General features: G+C 72.9%; 20 protein-coding genes and 2 pseudogenes. 14 read left to right on the top strand and 8 right to left on the bottom strand.

Annotated elements, in window-relative coordinates:
• Position 1: 1 nt before the first annotated feature.
• From AQJ91_RS21615 to AQJ91_RS21605, 3 genes are read left to right on the top strand one after another with little or no spacing between them, the layout of a single operon-like run.
• Entirely contained in the window at positions 2–955 is a 954-nt protein-coding gene (locus AQJ91_RS21615; RefSeq protein ID WP_067024175.1) for an ABC transporter permease, read from the top strand.
• On the top strand, positions 952–1,755 hold the full coding sequence (locus tag AQJ91_RS21610) for an ABC transporter permease (RefSeq protein WP_067024172.1): 804 nt from the start codon (positions 952–954) through the stop codon (positions 1,753–1,755). The genes AQJ91_RS21615 and AQJ91_RS21610 overlap by 4 nt, the downstream gene beginning before the upstream one ends.
• Positions 1,752–3,230 (top strand): ABC transporter ATP-binding protein, encoded by a 1,479-nt coding sequence (locus tag AQJ91_RS21605; RefSeq protein ID WP_067024170.1) that lies wholly within the window; start codon positions 1,752–1,754, stop codon positions 3,228–3,230. Before AQJ91_RS21610 ends, AQJ91_RS21605 begins: the two co-directional genes overlap by 4 nt.
• Positions 3,231–3,251: 21 nt before the next feature.
• Here AQJ91_RS21605 and AQJ91_RS21600 read toward each other — a convergent pair whose 3' ends face one another.
• Positions 3,252–4,613 (bottom strand): hypothetical protein, encoded by a 1,362-nt coding sequence (locus AQJ91_RS21600; RefSeq protein ID WP_067024167.1) that lies wholly within the window; start codon positions 4,611–4,613, stop codon positions 3,252–3,254.
• Positions 4,614–4,726: 113 nt separating this feature from the next.
• Between AQJ91_RS21600 and AQJ91_RS21595 the strand changes: the two genes are divergently transcribed.
• Positions 4,727–5,983: a molybdopterin-dependent oxidoreductase gene (locus AQJ91_RS21595; protein ID WP_067024164.1), complete on the top strand. Its 1,257-nt coding sequence runs from the start codon at positions 4,727–4,729 to the stop codon at positions 5,981–5,983.
• Positions 5,983–6,438 carry a hypothetical protein gene (locus AQJ91_RS58325; protein WP_407696892.1) on the top strand — a complete coding sequence of 152 codons (456 nt, stop codon included), beginning with the start codon at positions 5,983–5,985 and terminating at the stop codon, positions 6,436–6,438. Before AQJ91_RS21595 ends, AQJ91_RS58325 begins: the two co-directional genes overlap by 1 nt.
• A gap of 176 nt (positions 6,439–6,614) precedes the next feature.
• Here AQJ91_RS58325 and AQJ91_RS58320 read toward each other — a convergent pair.
• From AQJ91_RS58320 to AQJ91_RS21575, 4 genes and pseudogenes are all read right to left on the bottom strand, one after another.
• Positions 6,615–7,100 (bottom strand): annotated as a pseudogene (locus tag AQJ91_RS58320) (class I SAM-dependent methyltransferase); the annotation flags it as partial.
• Complete coding sequence (locus AQJ91_RS21585; RefSeq protein WP_067024160.1) at positions 7,097–7,708, bottom strand: TIGR04282 family arsenosugar biosynthesis glycosyltransferase; 612 nt, start codon at positions 7,706–7,708, stop codon at positions 7,097–7,099. The gene AQJ91_RS21585 and the pseudogene AQJ91_RS58320, both read right to left, overlap by 4 nt.
• Positions 7,705–7,914, bottom strand: a complete 210-nt coding sequence (locus AQJ91_RS21580) for a hypothetical protein (protein WP_067024157.1) — start codon at positions 7,912–7,914, stop codon at positions 7,705–7,707. Before AQJ91_RS21580 ends, AQJ91_RS21585 begins: the two co-directional genes overlap by 4 nt.
• The gene (locus tag AQJ91_RS21575; protein WP_067024154.1) at positions 7,911–8,639 is read right to left on the bottom strand and encodes a glycosyltransferase family 2 protein; all 729 of its coding nucleotides are present in this window, start codon (positions 8,637–8,639) and stop codon (positions 7,911–7,913) included. Before AQJ91_RS21575 ends, AQJ91_RS21580 begins: the two co-directional genes overlap by 4 nt.
• A 103-nt stretch (positions 8,640–8,742) precedes the next feature.
• On the opposite strand from AQJ91_RS21575, the gene AQJ91_RS21570 reads away from it, so the two are divergent.
• Together AQJ91_RS21570 and AQJ91_RS21565 are read left to right on the top strand one after the other, a co-directional pair.
• Complete coding sequence (locus tag AQJ91_RS21570; protein WP_067024151.1) at positions 8,743–9,468, top strand: response regulator transcription factor; 726 nt, start codon at positions 8,743–8,745, stop codon at positions 9,466–9,468.
• Between the two features lie 2 nt (positions 9,469–9,470).
• On the top strand, positions 9,471–10,583 hold the full coding sequence (locus tag AQJ91_RS21565; RefSeq protein WP_067024148.1) for a sensor histidine kinase: 1,113 nt from the start codon (positions 9,471–9,473) through the stop codon (positions 10,581–10,583).
• Between the two features lie 29 nt (positions 10,584–10,612).
• Here the strand turns inward: AQJ91_RS21565 and AQJ91_RS21560 are convergent, their stop codons facing one another.
• From AQJ91_RS21560 to AQJ91_RS21550, 3 genes are all read right to left on the bottom strand, one after another.
• Positions 10,613–11,614: an NAD-dependent epimerase/dehydratase family protein gene (locus tag AQJ91_RS21560; protein ID WP_067024145.1), complete on the bottom strand. Its 1,002-nt coding sequence runs from the start codon at positions 11,612–11,614 to the stop codon at positions 10,613–10,615.
• 263 nt (positions 11,615–11,877) lie between these two features.
• Positions 11,878–13,317: a sensor histidine kinase gene (locus AQJ91_RS21555; protein WP_067024143.1), complete on the bottom strand. Its 1,440-nt coding sequence runs from the start codon at positions 13,315–13,317 to the stop codon at positions 11,878–11,880.
• Positions 13,314–14,012 carry a response regulator transcription factor gene (locus tag AQJ91_RS21550; RefSeq protein WP_067024139.1) on the bottom strand — a complete coding sequence of 233 codons (699 nt, stop codon included), beginning with the start codon at positions 14,010–14,012 and terminating at the stop codon, positions 13,314–13,316. Before AQJ91_RS21550 ends, AQJ91_RS21555 begins: the two co-directional genes overlap by 4 nt.
• 153 nt (positions 14,013–14,165) lie before the next feature.
• Here AQJ91_RS21550 and AQJ91_RS21545 point away from each other — a divergent pair, with 153 nt between their 5' ends.
• The 7 genes and pseudogenes from AQJ91_RS21545 to AQJ91_RS21520 all read left to right on the top strand — a co-directional run bounded on the left by AQJ91_RS21545 (position 14,166) and on the right by AQJ91_RS21520 (position 19,633).
• The gene (locus tag AQJ91_RS21545) at positions 14,166–15,509 is read left to right on the top strand and encodes a ferredoxin reductase family protein (RefSeq protein WP_234382708.1); all 1,344 of its coding nucleotides are present in this window, start codon (positions 14,166–14,168) and stop codon (positions 15,507–15,509) included.
• Between the two features lie 10 nt (positions 15,510–15,519).
• The gene (locus AQJ91_RS21540) at positions 15,520–15,921 is read left to right on the top strand and encodes an FMN-binding protein (protein ID WP_067024133.1); all 402 of its coding nucleotides are present in this window, start codon (positions 15,520–15,522) and stop codon (positions 15,919–15,921) included.
• Positions 15,922–15,943: 22 nt separating this feature from the next.
• A complete protein-coding gene (locus AQJ91_RS21535; protein ID WP_067024344.1) occupies positions 15,944–16,666 on the top strand; it encodes an FAD:protein FMN transferase in 723 nt (240 codons plus the stop codon).
• 100 nt (positions 16,667–16,766) lie between these two features.
• Positions 16,767–17,052, top strand: a pseudogene (locus AQJ91_RS55830) (response regulator); the annotation flags it as partial.
• An 84-nt stretch (positions 17,053–17,136) separates the two neighbouring features.
• Positions 17,137–18,285: an ABC transporter ATP-binding protein gene (locus AQJ91_RS21530; RefSeq protein ID WP_067024130.1), complete on the top strand. Its 1,149-nt coding sequence runs from the start codon at positions 17,137–17,139 to the stop codon at positions 18,283–18,285.
• Positions 18,282–18,968, top strand: coding sequence for an ABC transporter permease (locus tag AQJ91_RS21525; RefSeq protein ID WP_067024127.1), 687 nt, complete (start codon positions 18,282–18,284; stop codon positions 18,966–18,968). Before AQJ91_RS21530 ends, AQJ91_RS21525 begins: the two co-directional genes overlap by 4 nt.
• On the top strand, positions 18,965–19,633 hold the full coding sequence (locus tag AQJ91_RS21520; RefSeq protein WP_067024124.1) for an ABC transporter permease: 669 nt from the start codon (positions 18,965–18,967) through the stop codon (positions 19,631–19,633). Before AQJ91_RS21525 ends, AQJ91_RS21520 begins: the two co-directional genes overlap by 4 nt.
• Positions 19,634–19,641: the final 8 nt, after the last annotated feature.

Below are 19,641 nucleotides of genomic sequence, written 5' to 3'. Positions count from 1 at the left end.
GGTGAGCGGCCTTCGCTCTTTCGTCGCCCGGCGGCTGCTCCTCGGCGTCGCGCAGACCGTGGCCGTCGTGCTGCTGGTCTTCGCGCTCACCGAGGCGCTGCCGGGTGACGCCGCGGTCGCCCTCGCCGGCGACCAGCCCGACCCCGCGCGCATCGCCGCCATCCGTGAGGCCATGCACCTGGACCGGCCGGCGTACGAGCGGCTGGCCGACTGGGCGGCGGGCCTGGCGCGCGGTGACTTCGGCACCTCCCTGGCCTCCGGACGCCCGGTGACCCAGTACATCGCCGACGGTTTCGGGCCGACCCTGCTGTTGGCCGCGCTCACCCTCGCCCTGCTCATCCCGGCCGGGTTCGGGCTCGGCGTCCTCGCCGCCCGCCACGAAGGGCGGCTCGTGGACCGGCTGGTCAGCTCCGCGACGCTCGCGGTGTACGCCGTGCCCGAATTCGCCCTGGGTGTCCTGCTGGTGACCGTCTTCGCGCTGAAGCTGGCCTGGCTGCCGCCGACCGCCGTGGGCTACGGCACCGACCTGCTCGGGCATCCGGCCGCACTGGTCCTGCCGGTGCTGGTCCTGCTGTCCCGGCCGGTCTGCTCACTGTCCCGGCTGGTCCGGGCCGGCATGGTCGACGCCCTCGCCTCCCCGTACGCCGCCCACACCCGCCGCTACGGCGTCCCCGGCGCCCGGATCCGTTATGCCCACGCCCTGCCCAACGCGCTCGCCCCGGCCGCCCAGCAACTCGCCCGTACCGTCGACTGGCTGCTGTGCGGCGTCATCGTCGTGGAGGCCCTCTTCGTGATCCCCGGCCTCGGCACCGTCCTCCTCAACGCCGTCGCCGAACGTGACGTACCGGTCGTGCAGGGGCTGGCGGTGGTGTTCGGCGTGCTGACCGTCGTCCTCAACCTCGGGGCCGACCTGGTGGCCCACCGGCTGACACCCCGGGCGGGGGTGGCGGCATGACACGGCACCGCTTCGCCCTCGGCCTCACCATCGTCGCCGTCCCCCTCCTGCTCGCCCTCCTGGGCCCCCTGTTCGCCGGTGAACCCGGCCCGCGCGCCCCGTCGTTCACGCTCGGCGGCGGACACTGGCTCGGCACCGACTTCGTGGGCCGGGACGTAGGGCGGCAGGTCCTGCACGGCGGCCGCACGGTCGTCCTCACCGCCCTCGCCGCGACCGCCCTCGCCTACCTGGTCGCCGTCCCCGTCGGACTCGTCAGCGCCCTCACCCACGTACGGCGTCTCGAGGAGCTGCTGATGCGGCCGCTGGACGTGCTGCTCGCCGTACCGTCGCTGCTGCTGATCCTGCTGGTGGCGTCCGTGTTCGCGCCGGGAGCCGTCGGGCTCGCGCTGCTCGTCGCACTGGTGAACGTGCCCGACGCGGCGCGGATCGTCCGGGCGGCGGCGGGTGAGGTCGCCGCCCGTCCGGCCGTCGAGGCGCTGCGGATGCAGGGCGAGTCGTGGTGGCGGATCGCCGTCGGCTATGTCGGCCGGTCGAGCCTGCGCACCCTCGCCGCGGACGCCGGGATCCGGCTGACCGGCGTGCTGTACCTGGTGTCGACGGCCGCGTTCCTCGGTGTGGGTGTCGCGCCGGACGCCGCCGACTGGGCGGTCATGGTCGACCGCAACCGCACCGGCCTGTTCGTGCAGCCGTGGGCCGTGGTGGTGCCCGCGCTGCTGATCGTGGCGCTGACCATGGGCACCAATCTGCTCTTCGACGCCGCACTGGAGAAGTCTTCGAAGAGGAAGGGGCGGCGCCCGTGAGTGACCGGACGGAGACCGTCGCCGAGATCCGCGACCTGCGCGTCGAGATCGACGGCCGCGCGATCGTCGACGGCGTGCACCTGCGGGTCAGGCCCGGCATGGTGACCGCGCTCGTCGGTGCCTCCGGCAGCGGCAAGACCACGACCGGCCTCGCGCTGCTGGGCGAGTACCCGGCCGGCGCCCGCGTCACGGGCGAGGTACGCCTGGCCGAGGGCGGCCTGGTGGGCTATGTGCCCCAGCACCCCGCCGCCGTCCTCAACCCGGCCCGCCGCGTCAGCGCGCTCCTCGACGACATCGCCCGCCCCCAGGTACGCGCCCTGCCCCCGGCCGAACGCCGCGCCGCCGCCCGCGAACTGGTCCTGCGTGCCCTGTCCGACGCCCAACTCCCGGACGCCAAAGCTTTGTTGCGCCGCTACCCGCATCAGCTCTCCGGCGGCCAGCAGCAGCGCGTAGTCCTCGCCCAGGCCCTCCTCCTCGGTGCCCGTGTCGTCGTCGCGGACGAACCCACCACCGGGCAGGACGCGTTGACGAAGGACCGCATCGTCGACCAGCTGGCGGCGGTCACGGCACGAGGCATCGCGGTCGTGCTGCTCAGCCACGACCTGGACGTCGTCCGCGCCCTCGCCGACGAGGTCCTCGTCATGCGGGCGGGCCGGGTCGTGGAGTCGGGGCCGGTGGCGCGGCTGTGGCGGTACCCGCGACACGAGTGGACCCGCCGGCTCCTCGACGCCCAACGCGCCGCCCCGCCGGACGAGACACGCACCGGCGCCGGTCAACCCGTCCTGGAGGTACGTCACTTGACCGCCGTGCACGGGAGGACCACGGTCCTGCGCGCCCCGCACCTGACCCTGCACCCCGGCGAATGCCTGGCGGTCATGGGCCGTTCGGGCAGCGGCAAGACCACCCTCGCCCGCTGCCTCGCGGGCCTGCACCGCGACCACGACGGTGAACTCCTGCTCGACGGCACCACACTCCCGCGCAGCCTCCGCCACCGCAGCCGGGCCCAACTCGCCGCCGTGCAGTACGTCTTCCAGGACACCCGCGCCGCCTTCGACGAGCACCGGCCGGTCCTGGACCAGGTGGCCCGCACGGCGGTACGGCTGCGCGGCGCCGACGAACGGGCGGCCCGGGAGGAGGCCCTGACCACCCTCGACAGCCTCGGCCTCGCCGAGGAACCGGCCCACCGCCTCCCCGGCGAACTCTCCGGCGGCGAACTCCAGCGCGCCGCCCTCGCCCGCGCCCTGCTCGCCCACCCCCGGGTCCTGATCTGCGACGAGATCACCTCCGGCCTCGACACGGTGACCCGGCGCGGCATCCTCGACCTCCTCGCGGGCCTCCTGCGCGACCGGGACGACCTGTCCCTCGTCCTCATCACCCACGACCGGGAGACCGCACGCATCGCCCACCGCGTCGCCGTCGTGGACGTGGGCGAACTCGCCGGGGAGGGGCGGGCACGACAGGTCCTGACGCCCTGAACCGGCACGCTTCCCGCCGGGTCACCAGCCCGTCAGCAGCAGGTGGTTGACGAGCAGCGCCGCCACGGCCTGCGCCGCCAGCCACCCCCGTACCCCACTGAGGAACGCACAGGCCGGCAGCAGCCACATCGCGAACGGCAGCCAGATCCGCTCCGTCTCCGCCTTGCTCATCCCGGACAGGTCGGCGACGAGCAGCGCGAGCAGGGCGGCGCAGACGAGGACGGACAGCCGGGGCGCGGGCGGGCCGTCGCCGCGGACGAGGCGGGACCACCGGGACCCGGACGTGCCGTCGTCCCGGCGGACCAGCGCCCCGCCCGCCCGCCGCAGCCCCGCCACCGTCGCGAGCCCCACGACGACCACCGTGCACGCGAGGTTCGCCCAGACCCAGTAGCCGTACGGCCGCACACCGCCCGCGCCCTGGTAGTAGCGGGTCACCAGCAGCCGGTACGCCTCCCACCAGTCGAAGCCGATGGCGGTGAACACCACGGGCGCGACCAGGAACCCGGCCAGCAGACAGGGGAGCGGCCGGACCCGGTGGGTGCCGAGGAGCAGGACGGCCGCCGCGATCACGACGAAGAGGGACAGGCCGTACGAGAGATACATCGTCCACCCGAACAGCAGGCCCGAGGCCAGCCCCGTCCACGCCGGCCGGTGCCCCGTCACCGCCAGCGCCAGGAACGCGACCGCCCACGCCACCACCGCCGCGAAGTACCCGTCGGCGGAGGTGCCCACCCACACCGCCGCCGGGGCCAGGACGAGGAAGGGCGCGGCCCTGCGCGCGAGCTTCTCGTCCGTCAGCAGGCGTACGGCGATCAGGACCGCGACCGCCGCCGTCGTACCGGTCGTGATGACGAAGGCCCCCGCCCAGCCCCCGCCGCCCAGCCCGATCCGGTCGAGGAACACGAAGGTGAGCGTCGCCCCCGGCGGGTGCCCGGCGATATGGGCGGGCCAGTTGTCCGGCGTCTCGAGCAGGATGTGCGCGGTGAAGTCGCGCAGGGTGGCGGGGATGTCCTGGAAGCGGTCGATGACCCGGAGGTACTCGTGCGGGGTCGTCAGCTGGACCGCGATTCCCCGGTGCCAGCCGTCGATCAGGGCCAGTGACCAGGTCCACGCCATGCCGGTGACCCACACGCCGAGCAGCAGGGCACGCCACGGCAGCCGGGCCGCCAGGGACGGGCCGTACGCGATCACCGCCACCGCGACGGCGAGCGCGGCCGGGGTGCCGGGGCCGACGTGCGGATCCCAGTTCGCCAGCAGCGGCGGCCAGTTCACCCGGAGGGTGCCGTGCCGGTCCTGGATGACGGTGCCGACGACCGCGGCGACCGCGACGAGCAGTGCGGCGGCCGCGGCCGTGTACAGGTCATGGCGGAGATCGCGGTTCACGCCTGAACGCTAGGACGTCCGCCCTGCTCCGGACGGCTGACAGGCATGGACGTCAGAGATTCGTCATGGTTCGCGCGCCCTTTGCGGGGATGCTCCCGACCTACGGTCGAGGCATGAGACGCGCTCCCTCCCACGGGCCCGGCCCCTTCTCACCCGGCTTCTGGCGCAGCCCCCTGCGCGGCCCCTGGTTCACCTCGGTGCTCGGCGTGGTGCTGCTCGGCGGGATCACGGTGCTGTTCGTGACGGGGCTGGTGTCGTACGCCGCCTACAACCCGGACCTGTCGCCGGTGAACGACAAGACGCCGGACAAGGGGATCCTCGGCTTCTACCTCTTCTCCTGGCCGACCAACCCGCACTGGCTGTACCGGCTCAACCAGGGCGTCCACGTCACCCTCGGCATCACGCTCATCCCCGTCCTGCTGGCCAAGCTGTGGTCGGTCGTGCCGAAGCTGTTCGCCCTGCCGCCCGCACGGTCGCTCACCCACGCCCTGGAACGGATCTCGCTGCTGCTCCTGGTCGGAGGCGCGCTGTTCGAGTTCGTGACCGGCGTGCTCAACGTCCAGCTGGACTACGTCTTCCCCGGCTCCTTCTACCCCCTGCACTTCTACGGGGCATGGGTGTTCTTCGCCGCGTTCGTCGCGCACGCCGCCCTGAAGATGCCGATGGCGCTGCGCAATCTGCGGCACATGCGCGACTCGCGGGAGGAAGAAAAGACCGAGTTGGTGTCTCCGAACCCCTCCCCGCCGACCGTCTCGCGGCGCGGTGCCCTCGGGTTCGTCGGAGGCGGCTCGCTGCTGTTGTTCGCCACGACCGCCGGGCAGAACTTCGACGGGCCGCTGCGCCGCACCGCCCTCCTCGCCCCGCACGGCGGCGCCGAACCGGTCTCGGGACCCGCAGGCTTCCAGATCAACAAGACCGCCGCGTACGCCGGGATCCGTGCCGTCGACACCAGCGACGAGGCCTGGCGGCTGGTGGTCGAGGGCCGCGACGGCCGCACCGTCCGCCTCAGCCGCGCCGACCTCCTCCAACTCCCGCTGCACAGCGCGGCGTTGCCCATCGCCTGCGTCGAGGGCTGGTCGACTTCTGACCAATGGTGGCGCGGGGTACGACTACGCGACCTCGCCGCACTCGTCGGCTACGACACCGACCCGCCCGACGTCTTCGTGGAGTCGCTGCAACAGCGCGGCTCCTTCCGGCGGGCCGCCCTGCGCGCCAACCAGGTCGCCGACTCCCGTTCCCTGCTCGCCCTGTTCGTCAACGGCGAGGACCTGACCCCCGACCACGGCCACCCGGCGCGGATCATCGTGCCCGCGGCACCCGGTGTGCTCAACACCAAGTGGGTGGCCCGGATGACCTTCGGAGACCTGTGATGCGCATTCCACGGCCGGTCATCGGCAGTCCGCTGCAACTCCTGCTGCTGGCCGCCTCGTTCGCGCTCGCCGGGTACGCGGGGGTGCGGTTGCTGGACGGGGACTGGTTCGGGGTCGCGCTGTGGTTCGTGGGGGCGGCCGTCCTGCACGACCTGGTGCTGCTGCCGCTGTACGCGGCGGCGGACCGCGCCCTGGTACGGGTCACGGTCCGCCGTAGGGACTGGATCGGGTACGTGCGCGTGCCGGCTGCCCTGTCGTTGCTGCTCCTGCTCGTGTGGTTCCCGCTCATCGCCGGGCGGGTGACGGACCGCTACCGGCCGGCCACCGGTCTGTCCCCGGACGGGTTCCTCGCCCGCTGGCTGCTGGTGGCGGCCGTGCTGTTCGGCGGCTCGGCGCTGCTGTACGTGCTGCGGCTGCGCAGGGCCGCGAAGGAACGCCCGTCCGCCGTCCACTGATCGACGGCACGCCAGCCCGCGCGGTCCGCATACCGCAGCAGGGCCGGCGTGCCGAGCCGGGCCCACGGGAACGGCGTACCGGCGGCGCCCCGCGCGTCGGCCACCCGGACCTGGACCCGCTCGTCGAGGTCCAGGTCCGGCACCGTCTCGGCGATCAACAGGCCACCGGGGGAGAGGAGTTGGGCCATTCGGTCGAGGAGGGCGAGCGGGTCGCCGCCGATGCCGAGGTTGCCGTCGATCAGTAACGCCGTCCCCCAACGCGCCTCACCGGGCAACGGATCGAAGACGGAACGCCGCACCGCCTGCCCGCCCAGCCGCACCGTCCGGGCCACGGCGGCTTCACTGACGTCGATGCCCAGCACCCGCCGCCCGCGCTCACCCAGCGCCGCCACCAGCCGCCCGGGCCCGCAGCCCACGTCGAGCACCGCGCCCTCGCAGCGCCGCAGCACCTCCAGGTCCGCCGCGTCGGCGTCCGCGCACCAGCGCTCGACCTCCAGCGGCAGCAGCCAGCCGTCGGCCCGGCGCAGGAAGAGCGGGCCCTGTCCGGTGCGCAGGGCGTCGGAGTAGGGATCGTCGGACCAGGGGCGGTCGCCGACGAGGGTGCCGGTGCGGGGGCCGCCCGGCTGCCGTGAGACCCGGGTGGCCGCCCCCGTCGTGCTCATCGGCCCTCGGTTTCGGTGAGCCGGTCCAGCAGTGCCGCGAACCGCCCGTCGGGCGCCGCCTTGGCGACCAGGTCGGCGTCGTACGCCGTGTCCACGTCCCGCAGCACGGGCAGCTCCCGCACCCGCAGGTCCGCGAGCCGGGCCCGCTGTACGGCACCCGTGTGCGGCACGGACATGGGCACGCCCAGCAGCGGCGCCGGATCGGGTTCGGCCAGCCCCAGCGCCCAGAAGCCACCGTCCTCGGCGGCACCGAAGAACGCGTCGCAGCCGTCCCAGTCCACGGACAGCAGCTCCGGCGTCACCTGCGGGGTGTCCATACCGATGAGCAGGGCCGGCCCGTCACACCCGGCGAAGGCGTCGGCAAGCCGCTCATCGAGGCCGCCCGCACACTGAGGTACGACCTCGAACCCGGCCGGCAGCCAGGAGCCCGGCGTCCCGTCCAGAACCAGCACCCGGCGGCGCGCGGGCGTCCGCGCCACGGCGTCCAGGGTGTCCGCGAGGGAGGCCTCCGCGAGCGCGGCGGCCTCCTCGGGGGTGAACGGCGGGGTCAGCCGGGTCTTCACGCGGCCCGGCCGGGGCTCCTTGGCGATGACGAGCAGCGTGGTCATGCGTGGGCCCCCTTTCCGACGGCGGGCGTCTCCGACCGGACCCGGCGGTGTGTGAGCGTCCGTGCCAGGGTGTCGAGGGTGTCCGTGAGCGCGGCCTTGGCCGGCGCGGCTGTCGCCTCCGGCGTGCTGGGCGGCGTCAGCCGGGTCTTCACCCCTCCTGGCCGGGGCTCCTTGGCGATGACCAGGAGCGTGGTCGAGGACGTCACGCGTGTACTCCCTTCTCGGCGACCGCCGTCTCTGACAACACCCGGCTCATGTCCCGCACCGCCTGCCAGGTGCCGCGCCAGGTGCCGGTCACCTTGGAGTCGCCGGTGCGCGGCCGGTACGGGACGTCGTACTCGGCGATCCGCCAGCCCTCGTCGGCGGCGCGCACCACCATCTGCAGCGGATAGCCACTGCGCCGGTCGGTGAGCCCGAGGCCCAGCAGGTCCTCGCGGCGGGCGGCGCGCAGCGGCCCCAGGTCGTGCAGGCGCAGTCCGGTGCGGCGGCGCAGCAGCCGCGACAGCGCGAGGTTGCCCGCCCGGGCGTGCGGCGGCCAGGCGCCCCGGGTCTGCGGGCGGCGCCGGCCGAGGACCAGGTCGGCCTCGCCCGCCAGGACCCGGCGGACGAAGGGCACCAGGTCGCCCGGATCGAGCGAGGCGTCGCAGTCGCAGAAGCACACGACGTCGGCCGTGGCCGCGGACAGACCGGCGTGGCAGGCGGCGCCGAAACCGCGCCGCTCCTCGCGTACGACGGTCGCGCCGAGGGCGCGGGCGATGTCGGCCGAGCCGTCCGTGGAGCCGTTGTCCACGACGAGGGCGCGCCAGCCGGGCGGGATGCGCTCCAGGACCCAGGGCAGTGCCTCGGCCTCGTCGAGACAGGGCAGTACGACGTCCACGGACGCCGCGTCCGGTTCACTTGCTGGTGCGGAAGAGGTCGTCACAGCTTTCACACTACGAGGATGAAAGGTACATTTCAGACCTTGGCTCCTTACGAAACAAGGACGTCGGGGGCAGGCGGCGACACATCCGGGCGCGTGGTGCGAGGCTGGCGGCATGGAGCAGCAAGAGCCGTATGCGCAGGCCGGGGCCCGGGTCCTCGTCGTCGACGACGATCCCACCGTCGCGGAGATCGTCACCGGGTACCTGGACCGTGCCGGATACGTCGTGGACCGTGCGGGCGACGGGCCCGACGCCCTCGCCCGGGCGGCCGCGCACTGGCCCGACCTCGTGGTCCTCGACCTGATGCTGCCCGGCATGGACGGCCTGGAGGTGTGCCGCCGGATGCGCGGGCGCGGGCCCGTGCCGGTCATCATGCTCACCGCGCGCGGTGACGAGGACGACCGGATCCTCGGCCTGGAGGTCGGCGCCGACGACTACGTCACCAAGCCGTTCAGCCCCCGCGAACTGGTCCTGCGCGTCGAGTCCGTCCTGCGCCGCACCCGCCCCGCCCAGCCGTCCGGGCTGCTCGGCGCGGTCGGCCTCTCGGTCGACCCGGCGGCCCGCCGCGCGGTCAAGGGCGGCGCCGAACTCGCTCTCACCATCAGGGAGTTCGACCTCCTCGCGTTCTTCCTCCGGCATCCCGGCCGGGTCTTCAGCCGCGAGGACCTGATGCGGGAGGTGTGGGGCTGGGACTTCGGCGACCTGTCGACCGTCACCGTCCACGTCCGCCGGCTGCGCGGCAAGGTCGAGGACGACCCGGCACGTCCCCGCCTCATCCAGACGGTGTGGGGCGTCGGCTACCGCTTCGACGCCACCGCCACCGCCACCGGCCAGGAGTAACCATGAGCGACATCCTCATCATCGCCCTGTGCGCCTTCCTGGGCGCCGCCGCGGCCGGCCTGATCGGCGCATTCGTGCTGCGGCTCATACGGAGCCGGTCACTGATCGTGTCGCTCACCGTCGTCGTCGCCGTGGCCGTGACCGCGATGCTCTCGGGCACCCTCATGGTCGCGGAAGCGATGTTCCTGTCCTCCCACGACCTGACCGTCGTGACGACCATAGTCGCGATGGCCGCCGTGGTCTCGCTGGCCACCGCACTGCTCCTGGGCCGCTGGGTCGTCGCGCGCAGCCGGGCCCTGACGATGGCCGCCCGCTCGTTCGGCGACGGCGGCGACTTCGCCGCCCCCACCGGCCCGGCCACCGCCGAACTCTCCGCGCTGAGCCGCGAACTGGAGGCAACCAGCGCCAAGCTCGCCGAATCCCGGGAACGCGAGCGCGCCCTGGAGTCCTCCCGCCGCGAACTCGTCGCCTGGATCTCGCACGACCTGCGCACCCCGCTGGCCGGCCTGCGCGCGATGGCGGAGGCCCTGGAGGACGGCGTCGCCGCCGACCCGCACCGCTACCTCCGCCAGATCCGCACCGAGGTCGAACGCCTCAACGACATGGTCGGCGACCTCTTCGAACTCTCCCGCATCCACGCGGGGGCACTGGCGCTCAGCCCGAGCCGGATCTCCCTGTACGACCTCGTCGGCGACGCGCTCGCGGGCGCCGATCCGCTGGCACGCGAGTACGGTGTACGGCTGGTCGGCGGCCGGGTCGAGCCCGTGCCGGTCGAGGTGGACGGCAAGGAGATGAGCCGGGTACTGGGCAACCTGCTGGTGAACGCCATCCGCCGGACCCCCACCGACGGCACGGTCGCGGTGACCGCGGAACGCCGCCCCGACGGCGTCGTCCTCTCCGTCACGGACGGCTGCGGCGGCATCCCCGAGGAGGACCTCCCCCGAGTCTTCGACACCGGCTGGCGCGGCACCCACGCCCGAACACCCCCGGCCGGCGCGGGACTTGGCCTCGCCATCGTCCGAGGCATCGTGGAGGCTCACCAGGGCCACGCGACCGTACGGAACATCCCGGGGGGCTGCCGGTTCGAGGTGATGTTGCCGACGGCGGAGGTGTAGACGGCGGGGCCCCCACCCCCGGGGGCCTCTCACTCGCCCCGCAACCCCGCCCCGGCGAACTCCGTCATCCCCTCCTCGAACCCCACCTCGGCCTTCCACCCCAACTCCCCGCGCAGCCGCGCCGAGTCCGCCGTGATGTGCCGTACGTCGCCCAGCCGGTACTCCCCGGTGACGACGGGTTCGGGGCCGCCGTACGCCGCCGCCAGCGCGCGGGCCATCTCGCCGACCGTGTGCGGGTCGCCGCTCCCGGTGTTGTACGCCACCAGCGCGCCCTCGGCCGAACTCGCCTCCAGCGCCGCCACGTTGGCTGCGGCCACGTCCCGTACGTGCACGAAGTCCCGTCGCTGGCGGCCGTCCTCGAAGACCCGCGGCGCCTCGCCGCGGGCCAGCGCGGAGCGGAAGAAGGAGGCGACCCCGGCGTACGGGGTGTCGCGGGGCATGCCAGGGCCGTAGACGTTGTGGTAGCGCAGCGACACCGCAGAGCCGCCGGTCGCGCGTGCCCACGCCGCCGCCAGGTGCTCCTGGGCGAGCTTGGTCGTGGCGTACACGTTCCGCGGATCGACGGGAGCGTCCTCCGCGACCAGCCCCGGCGACAGGTCGGCCCCGCACACCGGGCAGGGCGGCTCGAACCGGCCCGCGTCCAGGTCGGCGACCGCCCGCGGCCCCGGCCGGACGACGCCGTGCCGCTCGCAGACATATCGGCCCTCGCCGTACACCACCATCGACCCGGCCAGCACCAGCCGCCGTACGCCCGCGTCGGCCATGCCGGTGAGCAGCACGGCCGTACCGAGGTCGTTGCGGGAGACGTACTCCGCCGCGTCCGAGAAGCCGACGCCCAGGCCGACCATCGCCGCCTGGTGGCACACCGCGTCCACGCCGGTCAGGGCGCGGCGGACGGCGTCGGGATCGCGCACGTCCGACGCGGGGTCGGCGAGGACGTCGTAGACGACGGGCTCGTGGCCGTGGGCCGACAGTGCCCGGACGATCTGGGACCCGATGAACCCGGCACCGCCGGTGACCAGTACACGCATGAGCCCACGCTAGGCCGATGACCAGCCCCGACGAACGCTCCGCGTCCGTGATGTCACGGGTCCGTAAGACCTGGCCGACACCGCACCCCCACGGGCCCGCAGCCGCCCATGCACGGGAGCGGTGCGTGGCGGTATGGCGCGGCCCGCCGCTCAGCCGGTCCCCGACACCGGCCCCGACCCGCTGCGGGCTCGCCGCAGCCGCCACGACCCCGACCCATCCACCGGCACCAGGCGCATCTCCGGCCCAACCGCCGGACGCCCCGTCACCGTTCCGCGAGATCCAGCGGAATCGTCACCGTGAACACCGTCGAACCCGGCTCGCTGCTCACCTCGATCGAGCCGCCGTGCGCCTTCACCAGGGACTGCGCGACCGCGAGGCCCAGACCGCTGCCGCCGCGGTCGCGGCTGCGGGCCTTGTCGACGCGGTAGAAGCGGTCGAAGACCCGCTCCCGGTCGGCCGGCGGGATGCCGGGGCCCGCGTCGGTGACCTTGACCAGGGCCGTGCCGTGCGCGACCGACACCGCCGCGGACACGTCCGTGCCGGCGGGGGTGTGCACGGCGGCGTTGGTGAGCAGGTTGTCCAGGACCTGGCGGATGCGCTGCGGGTCCAGGCGCATCCGCACGGCCTGCGGGGAGGGGGCCACTGTCAGCGGACGGTCCGGGTGGCCGGCCCGGAAGGCGTCCGCCGCGTCGTGGACCAGCTCCACCAGGTCCGCCTCCTCGCACCGCAGCGGTGCCTCCACCTCCGCCGCGTCCAGCCGGGCGAGCAGCAGCAGGTCGTCCAGCAGGAAGCCCATCCGGGCGGCCTCGGCCCGCAGCCGGGCCAGATGCCGGTCGCGCTCCCCGGGGGCGTTGGCGGCCGCGTACTGGAACAGGTCCGCATAGCCCCGTACGGACATCAGCGGCGTCCGCAACTCGTGGGAGGCGTCCGCGACGAACCGGCGCAGCCGCTGCTCGGCCTCCGCGCGGACCGCGAGGGAGTCGTCGATGTGCTCCAGCATCGTGTTGAACGCGGTCCGCAGCTCCGCGACCTCCGGCCCGCCGTCACGCCCGTCGGCCCGCAGCGGCAGCCGCGCCGCCGACTCGGTCAGATCGTGCGAGGCGATGCCGTGAGCGGTGGACGCCATGTCACTCAGCGGCTTCAGACCGCGCCGCAGCATCTTCCGGCCGAACACCACCAGCGCCGCCAGCGCCACCCCGAACGCGATCACCTGCACGGTGACCAGCTGGTCGATGGTGTCCTGGATGCCCTCCATGGGCGCCGCGCTGACCAGCACCACACCGGGCTGGACCTCGCAGGCCCGCAGCCGGTAAATGCCTTCCCCGTCGATCTGCACGGTGCGCAGGAGCTCGGTGTCCGAATGCGCCATGTCCTTGGCGAGCGTGGTCAGCGGGCGGATGTCGTGGGGTATGTCGGCGGGCTGGCGCAGGACCGCCGAGTCGTCCGACACGTCGTACACCGCGCTGAACCAGCCCCAGTACGGCTTCTGCGTCACCGTGCCGTTGGCCTCGGCGTCCTTGGACTGCACGGTCTGGACGACCTTCATCTGGTAGCCCAGCTGATGCTCCAGATAGTCGCGCATGTACGTCGTCAGCGAGGTGCCCACGACCGCGAACACCAGCAGGGCCAGCGCGCCCAGGCCCAGCGCCAGCCGGGTGCCGAGCCGGGTGCTGCGGTACGTCCGGCGCAGCCGCCGGATCACTCGGCGGCCTGCCGGATCACGTACCCGAAGCCGCGCACGGTGTGGATCAGCGGCGCCCCGGCGTCGTCGGACTCGTCGAGCTTGCGGCGCAGCCGGCTGACGACCAGCTCGACGACGTTGGAACGGCCGCCGAAGCCGTACTCCCACACATGGTCGAGGATCTGCGCCTTGGTCAGCACGGTCGGGGACTTGCGCATCAGATAGCGCAGCACCTCGTACTCGGTCGGCGTGAGCGTGAGCAGTCGCTCGCCGCGCCGCACCTCACGGGTGTCCTCGTCCATCGTCAGGTCCCCCACCCGCAGCACCGACCGCTGGAAACCGGGCCCGGCGCTGCGCCGCAGCACGGTCCGCAGCCGGGCCATCAGCTCCTCCACCGCGAACGGCTTGACCAGGTAGTCGTCGCCGCCCCGGGTCAGCCCCGCCACCCGGTCCGCGACCCCGTCGCGCGCCGTGAGGAACACCACGGGCACCATCGCCCCGGAGCGGCGCAGCCGGTCCAGGACACCGAAGCCGTCCAGGTCGGGCAGCATCAGGTCGAGCACCACGATGTCCGGATGGAACTCGGCGGCCAGCCGCAGCGCCTCCTCGCCGGAGTTCGCGGTGACCGCCTCCCAGCCCTCGTACCGGGCGACCGTCGCGACGAGGTCGGCGATGGGCGGGTCGTCGTCCACGACCAGAAGGCGCACTTTTTCCACCCGCCCATAGTGCGGCACCGGACCCCCGGTTCCAGGATGGGGGTATCCGCCACAGCCACATCGATAACCACTTGAAAGATGGACGACAGCTGTTCGACAGCTCCCACCGGCCAAGCTCGGGTTATCCCGGACCCGATCTAGGAGCTGCCACCCGTGACGACCGTCCAATCACCCCCTGTCGCGCCCCCCACGGCGATGAAACGCCCCAGGGTGGTGGCCCGCACGGGCCTGTACGCCGTCCTGCTCGCGAACGCGGCCGTGGTGACCTACTTCTTCGCCCAGGCCGGCTTCGCCTCGAACACCCTCATCGTGCTCGGCCGGGCGACCGGCCTGGCCGGCGCGCTGCTCATGGCGTTCCAGCTGGTGCTGGTGGCCCGGCTGCCGTGGCTCGACCGCCGCATCGGCATGGACCGGCTGACCTCCTGGCACCGCTGGACCGGCTTCAGCGTGCTGTGGACGCTGCTCGCGCACGCCGTGTTCATCACCTTCGGCTACGCCGAGGGCACCGGCATGGACCCGGTGAACCAGATCATCGACCTCGCCGAGACCGTCGAGGGCGTGCTGCGCGCCGTCGTCGCGTTCTGCATCCTCATCGTGATCGGCGTCGTCTCGGCCCGCTACGCCCGCCGCAGGCTGGCGTACGAGACCTGGCACTTCATCCACCTGTACACCTACGTCGCCGTGGTCCTGGCGTTCACCCACCAGGTCGCGGCCGGTACGACCTTCGCGTCGTCCCCGGCCGCCACGGGGTACTGGTACGCCGTCTGGGGCGTCGCCCTCGGCTCGGTGTTCGTCGGTCGGCTGGTCCTGCCGCTGTGGCGGAACTGGCGTCACCAGCTGCGCGTCTCCGCCGTGGTCCCCGAGTCGGACAACGTCGTCTCGGTCTACGTCACCGGCCGCGACCTCGACCGGCTGCCCGCGCAGGCCGGCCAGTTCTTCCTCTGGCGGTTCCTGACCAAGGACCGCTGGTGGCAGGCCAACCCGTTCTCCCTGTCGGCCGCGCCCGACGGCACCCAGCTGCGGCTCACCGCGAAGGCGGCCGGCGCCGGCAGCGCGGGCCTGCGGCACATCAAGGTCGGCACCCGCGTCTTCGCCGAGGGCCCCTACGGCGCGTTGACGACCATGCACCGCATCCGCCCGGAGGCCCTGCTCATCGCCGGCGGTGTCGGCGTCACTCCCATCCGCGCCCTGCTGGAGGACCTGCACGGCCACGCCGTGGTCATCTACCGCGTCGCCAGCGACCGGGACGCGGTCCTCTACGACGAGCTGCGCGACCTCGCCCTCGCCAAGGGCGCCGAACTGCACCTGGTGACCGGCCCGGCGGTTCCCGACAAGCTGGCGTCGGGCGAACTGGCGCGACTCGTGCCGGACATCGCCGACCGGGACGTCTTCCTGTGCGGACCGCCGCCCATGATGAACGCGGTGCTGGGCAGCCTGCGCGAGCTGAACGTGCCCAAGCCGCAGATCCACTTCGAGCGATTCAGCCTGGCGGGATGAGGAAGACACCATGAAGCGAGCCGTACCCGTCGCCGTCCTGAGCATCGCCGGCCTGGTCCCCGTCTGGCTCTACGAGCCGTCGGCCGCCACCAGCACCCAGATCACCGCCCCGGCCTCGACGCCCTCCACATCCTCGTCGTCGGGATCCTCCTCGACCGTCGTCGCGGGTACGACGGTCGACACGGAGAAGGGTGCCGTGCAGGTCGAGGTGACCTTCACGGGCCAGAAGATCACCGCCGTGAAGATGCTCCAGCAGCCGAACCATCCGCAGACCACGGCGGCGGTGCCGAAGCTGATCGAGGAGACCCTGGAGGCGCAGAGCGCGGACATCGACTCCGTCTCCGGCGCGACGATCACCAGCGAGGGCTACAAGGAGTCCCTGCAGGCGGCCCTCGACGCGAAGGGCGCCTGACGTGCGGCGCGTCGAGCAGGTGATGGGCTTCCCCGTCTCGCTGCGGGTCGACGACGAGGACGTTCCCGAGTCGGCCGCGGACGAGGTGTTCGCCTGGCTGCGGGAGGTCGACGCGCGGTTCAGCCCCTTCAAGGCCGACAGCGAGGTGTGCCGGCTGGACCGGGGTGAGATCGCACGGGGAGACGTCAGTGCGGACCTCGACGAGGTGCTGGGGCTGTGCGAGGAGTACCGGGCAGCCACCGGCGGCGCCTTCGACGTACGGCTGCCCGGGCGCGGGCTCGACCCGTGCGCGGTGGTGAAGGGCTGGTCCGTGCAGCGGGCCGCCGAGCTGCTGAAGGCGGCGGGAGCGAGGCGCTTCGTCCTCAACGCCGGCGGTGACGTGGTCGCCTCCGGCGGGCCCTGGCGCGTGGGCGTACGGCACCCCGAACACGCCGACAAGGTGTGCACGGTGCTGGAGCTCACCGACGCGGCGGTCGCCACGTCCGCCCGCTACGAGCGCGGCGACCACATCCTCGACGCCCGCACCGGACGCCCGGCGACCGGACTGCTCTCCCTCACCGTCGTGGCCTCGTCCCTGACGATCGCCGACACGACGGCGACGGCCGCGTTCGCGATGGGCGCCGACGGCATCGCGTGGGCCTCCGCTCGGCCGGGCTGCGAGGTGTTCGCCGTGGACGCGGAGCGGCGGGTGCTGCGCACGGAAGGGTTCCCGGTGGCCGGGGCCGCTCCTGGCGCGGCCGCGTGACGGCTGCCGGGGTGTGACGCGCGGGGCGGGGATCCGGCGGGTGCGGTTCCGGCCTCGACAACCCTTTCCGCCCGCCGGATACTCCCCTGAAACCCATGGACGACGGCTTCAGCCCGACGTCGTGGTCATGGACGTACGCATGCCGGGAACCGACGGCGTGGAGGCCACCCGTGCCATCACCGCCGACCGCTTCTCCACGGATCCCGACTGCCCCGTCAAGGTGCTCATCCTGAACCACGTACAACCTCGACGAAGCGGTCTACGCGGCCCTGCGCGCCGGAGCCTCGGGTTTTATGCTCAAGGACGCCGCGCCCGCCGAACTCGTCCGCGCCGTCCACGCGTTGGCGCGCGGGGACGCCTGGCTGGACCCGGTGGTCACGCCCAGGAGGTCTAGACTCTTCCCCCAACGGCCTGTACGACCATGACCGAAAACGGGCAGATTCTGCCAAACCCGAGGGGTATTCGGCGTCTTGATACGGATAGAGTCAGTCACCAAGCGGTACCCGGACGGCACGGTGGCGGTCGACCGGCTGTCGTTGGAGATACCGGACCGCTCGATCACCGTCCTCGTCGGCCCCTCGGGCTGCGGCAAGACGACGACCCTGCGCATGATCAACCGGATGATCGAGCCCAGCGAGGGCACCATCCTCCTCGACGGCGTGGACATCCTGCGGCAGCCGGTCAACACCCTGCGCCGGTCCATGGGTTACGTCATCCAGAACGCCGGCCTCTTCCAGCACCGCACGATCCTCGACAACATCGCCACCGTGCCCCGCCTGCTCGGCTGGGGCAAGGAGAAGTCGCGGGCGAGGGCGCGGGAGCTGATGGAACGGGTCGGTCTCGACGGCTCGCTCGCCAAGCGCTACCCCTACCAGCTGTCCGGCGGCCAGCAGCAGCGCGTCGGCGTGGCCCGGGCGCTCGCCGCGGATCCGCCGGTGCTGCTGATGGACGAGCCGTTCTCCGCCGTCGACCCCGTGGTGCGCAAGGGGCTCCAGGACGAACTCCTGCGTATCCAGGACGAGTTGGGAAAGACCATCGTCTTCGTCACCCATGACATCGACGAGGCCGTGAAGCTGGGCACGATGGTCGCCGTGATGCGCACCGGCGGCAAGCTCGCCCAGTTCGCCCCGCCCGCCGAACTGCTCTCCAGCCCCGCCGACGCGTTCGTCGAGGACTTCCTCGGCGCCGACCGCGGCATCCGGCGGCTGTCCTTCTTCCCGTCCGCCGGACTGGAGTTGCTCACCTCCCCGGTCGTGGCCGTCGACGCCACCGCCGAGCAGATCGCCGCCCGCGACACCACGGACGCCCCCTACCTCCTCGTAACGGACCTGGACGGCAAGCCCCTCGGCTGGAGCGAACCGCAGGACCTGACCGCCGGGGAGATCGAACCCGATCAACTCCTGCCGTACGGACGGCCGTTCGTCGCCGCAACCGACTCGCTGCGGGCCGCGCTCGACTGCGCCGTCCTCTCACCGACCGGCTGGGCCGTCGGCGTGGACACGGACGGCCGGGTCGCCGGCGTCGTCTCCCAGCAGAGCATCGGCGAGGCCATCCGCGGCGCCCACGCGGAGGGCCGGGCGGACGGCACGGCCGAGCAGGCCGCGACGGTCACGCGATGAACGAGTTCTTCGACCTGCCGAGCGACCTCCAGCACAGCTACCTCGGGCTGGTCGCACTGCACCTGCGGGAGGCACTGCTCCCGGTGCTGGCCGGGCTGCTCGTCGCGCTGCCCGTCGCCCAGCTGTGCGTGCGGCTGCGCTGGCTGTACCCGCCCGTGCTGTGGGTGACGACCGTGCTGTACGCGATCCCGTCGCTCGCCTTCTTCGTCATCCTCATCGACTACACCGGCCTGAGCGAGCTCACGGTGATGATCCCGCTGGCCGTCTACAGCCTGGTGGTGCTCGTCCCGGCGATCGTCGACGGTGTGCGGTCGGTGCCGCAGGAGACGCTGGCCGCCGCCACCGCCATGGGCTTCGGGCCCGTACGACGCTATGTCCAGGTCCAGTTGCCGATCGCCGCGCCGGCCATCATCGCCGGGCTGCGGGTGGCGTCCGTGTCCAGCGTCTCCCTCGTCAGCGTCGGCATGCTGATCGGCAACGCGGGCGCCCTCGGAAACCTGCTCAACAGCGGCATGATCTACAACCAGCCGCGTCTGGTGTGGCTCTCCGTGATCGGCACGGCCGTCCTCGCCATCCTCGTGGACATCGCCCTGATCGTCCTCCGTGAGCTGGTGACGCCCTGGATGCCCCGCGGCAGCCGTAGGACCACGCGCCCGACCGCCCTGAAGGACGCCGCCCGGTGAACGTACTGACCTACATCGACGCCTTCTTCAGCGACAGCGCCCACTGGCAGGGGTACGACGGCATCCCGACCCGCGTCGTCGAACACATCCAGTACACGCTGATGGCACTCGGCATCGCCGCCGTCGTCGGGCTGCCGACCGGCCTGGTCACCGGCCACACCGGGCGCGGCGGCAACACGCTCGCCCTCATCGCCACCGCCGCCCGCGCGCTGCCCAGCTTCGGCCTGATGGTGCTGATGTTCGTGCTGCTCGGCCTGGGCATGGCCCCGGTGATGATCCCCCTGGTCGTGCTCGCCATCCCGCCCATCCTGGTCACCACCTACGAGGCGATGCGCGCCGTCGACCCCGCCCCGGTGGACGCCGCCCGCGGCATGGGCATGGCCGAGGCCGGAGTCCTGTTCCGGGTCGAACTGCCGGTGGCGCTGCCGCTGATCCTCAGCGGACTGCGCACGGCGGCCATCCAGATCGTCTCGACGGCCACCATCGCCGCGTACGTCAGCTTCGGCGGCCTCGGCCGCTACATCATCGACGGCCTCTACCAGCGGAACTACGAGAAGGTCGTGGGCGGCGCCACCCTGGTCGCCGCGATGGCCCTGGCCACGCTCGCGGTGTTCTGGGCCGTCGGGCGCCTCACGGTGTCGCGCGGGGTGCGCCGCGGCGCCTGACGCGGTGT

It is taken from the genome of Streptomyces dysideae, from assembly GCF_001514305.1.
Lineage (GTDB): Bacteria > Actinomycetota > Actinomycetes > Streptomycetales > Streptomycetaceae > Streptomyces > Streptomyces dysideae.
The sequence above is the reverse complement of the archived record's forward strand: the minus strand, read 5'-3'. Positions and strand labels throughout refer to the sequence as shown.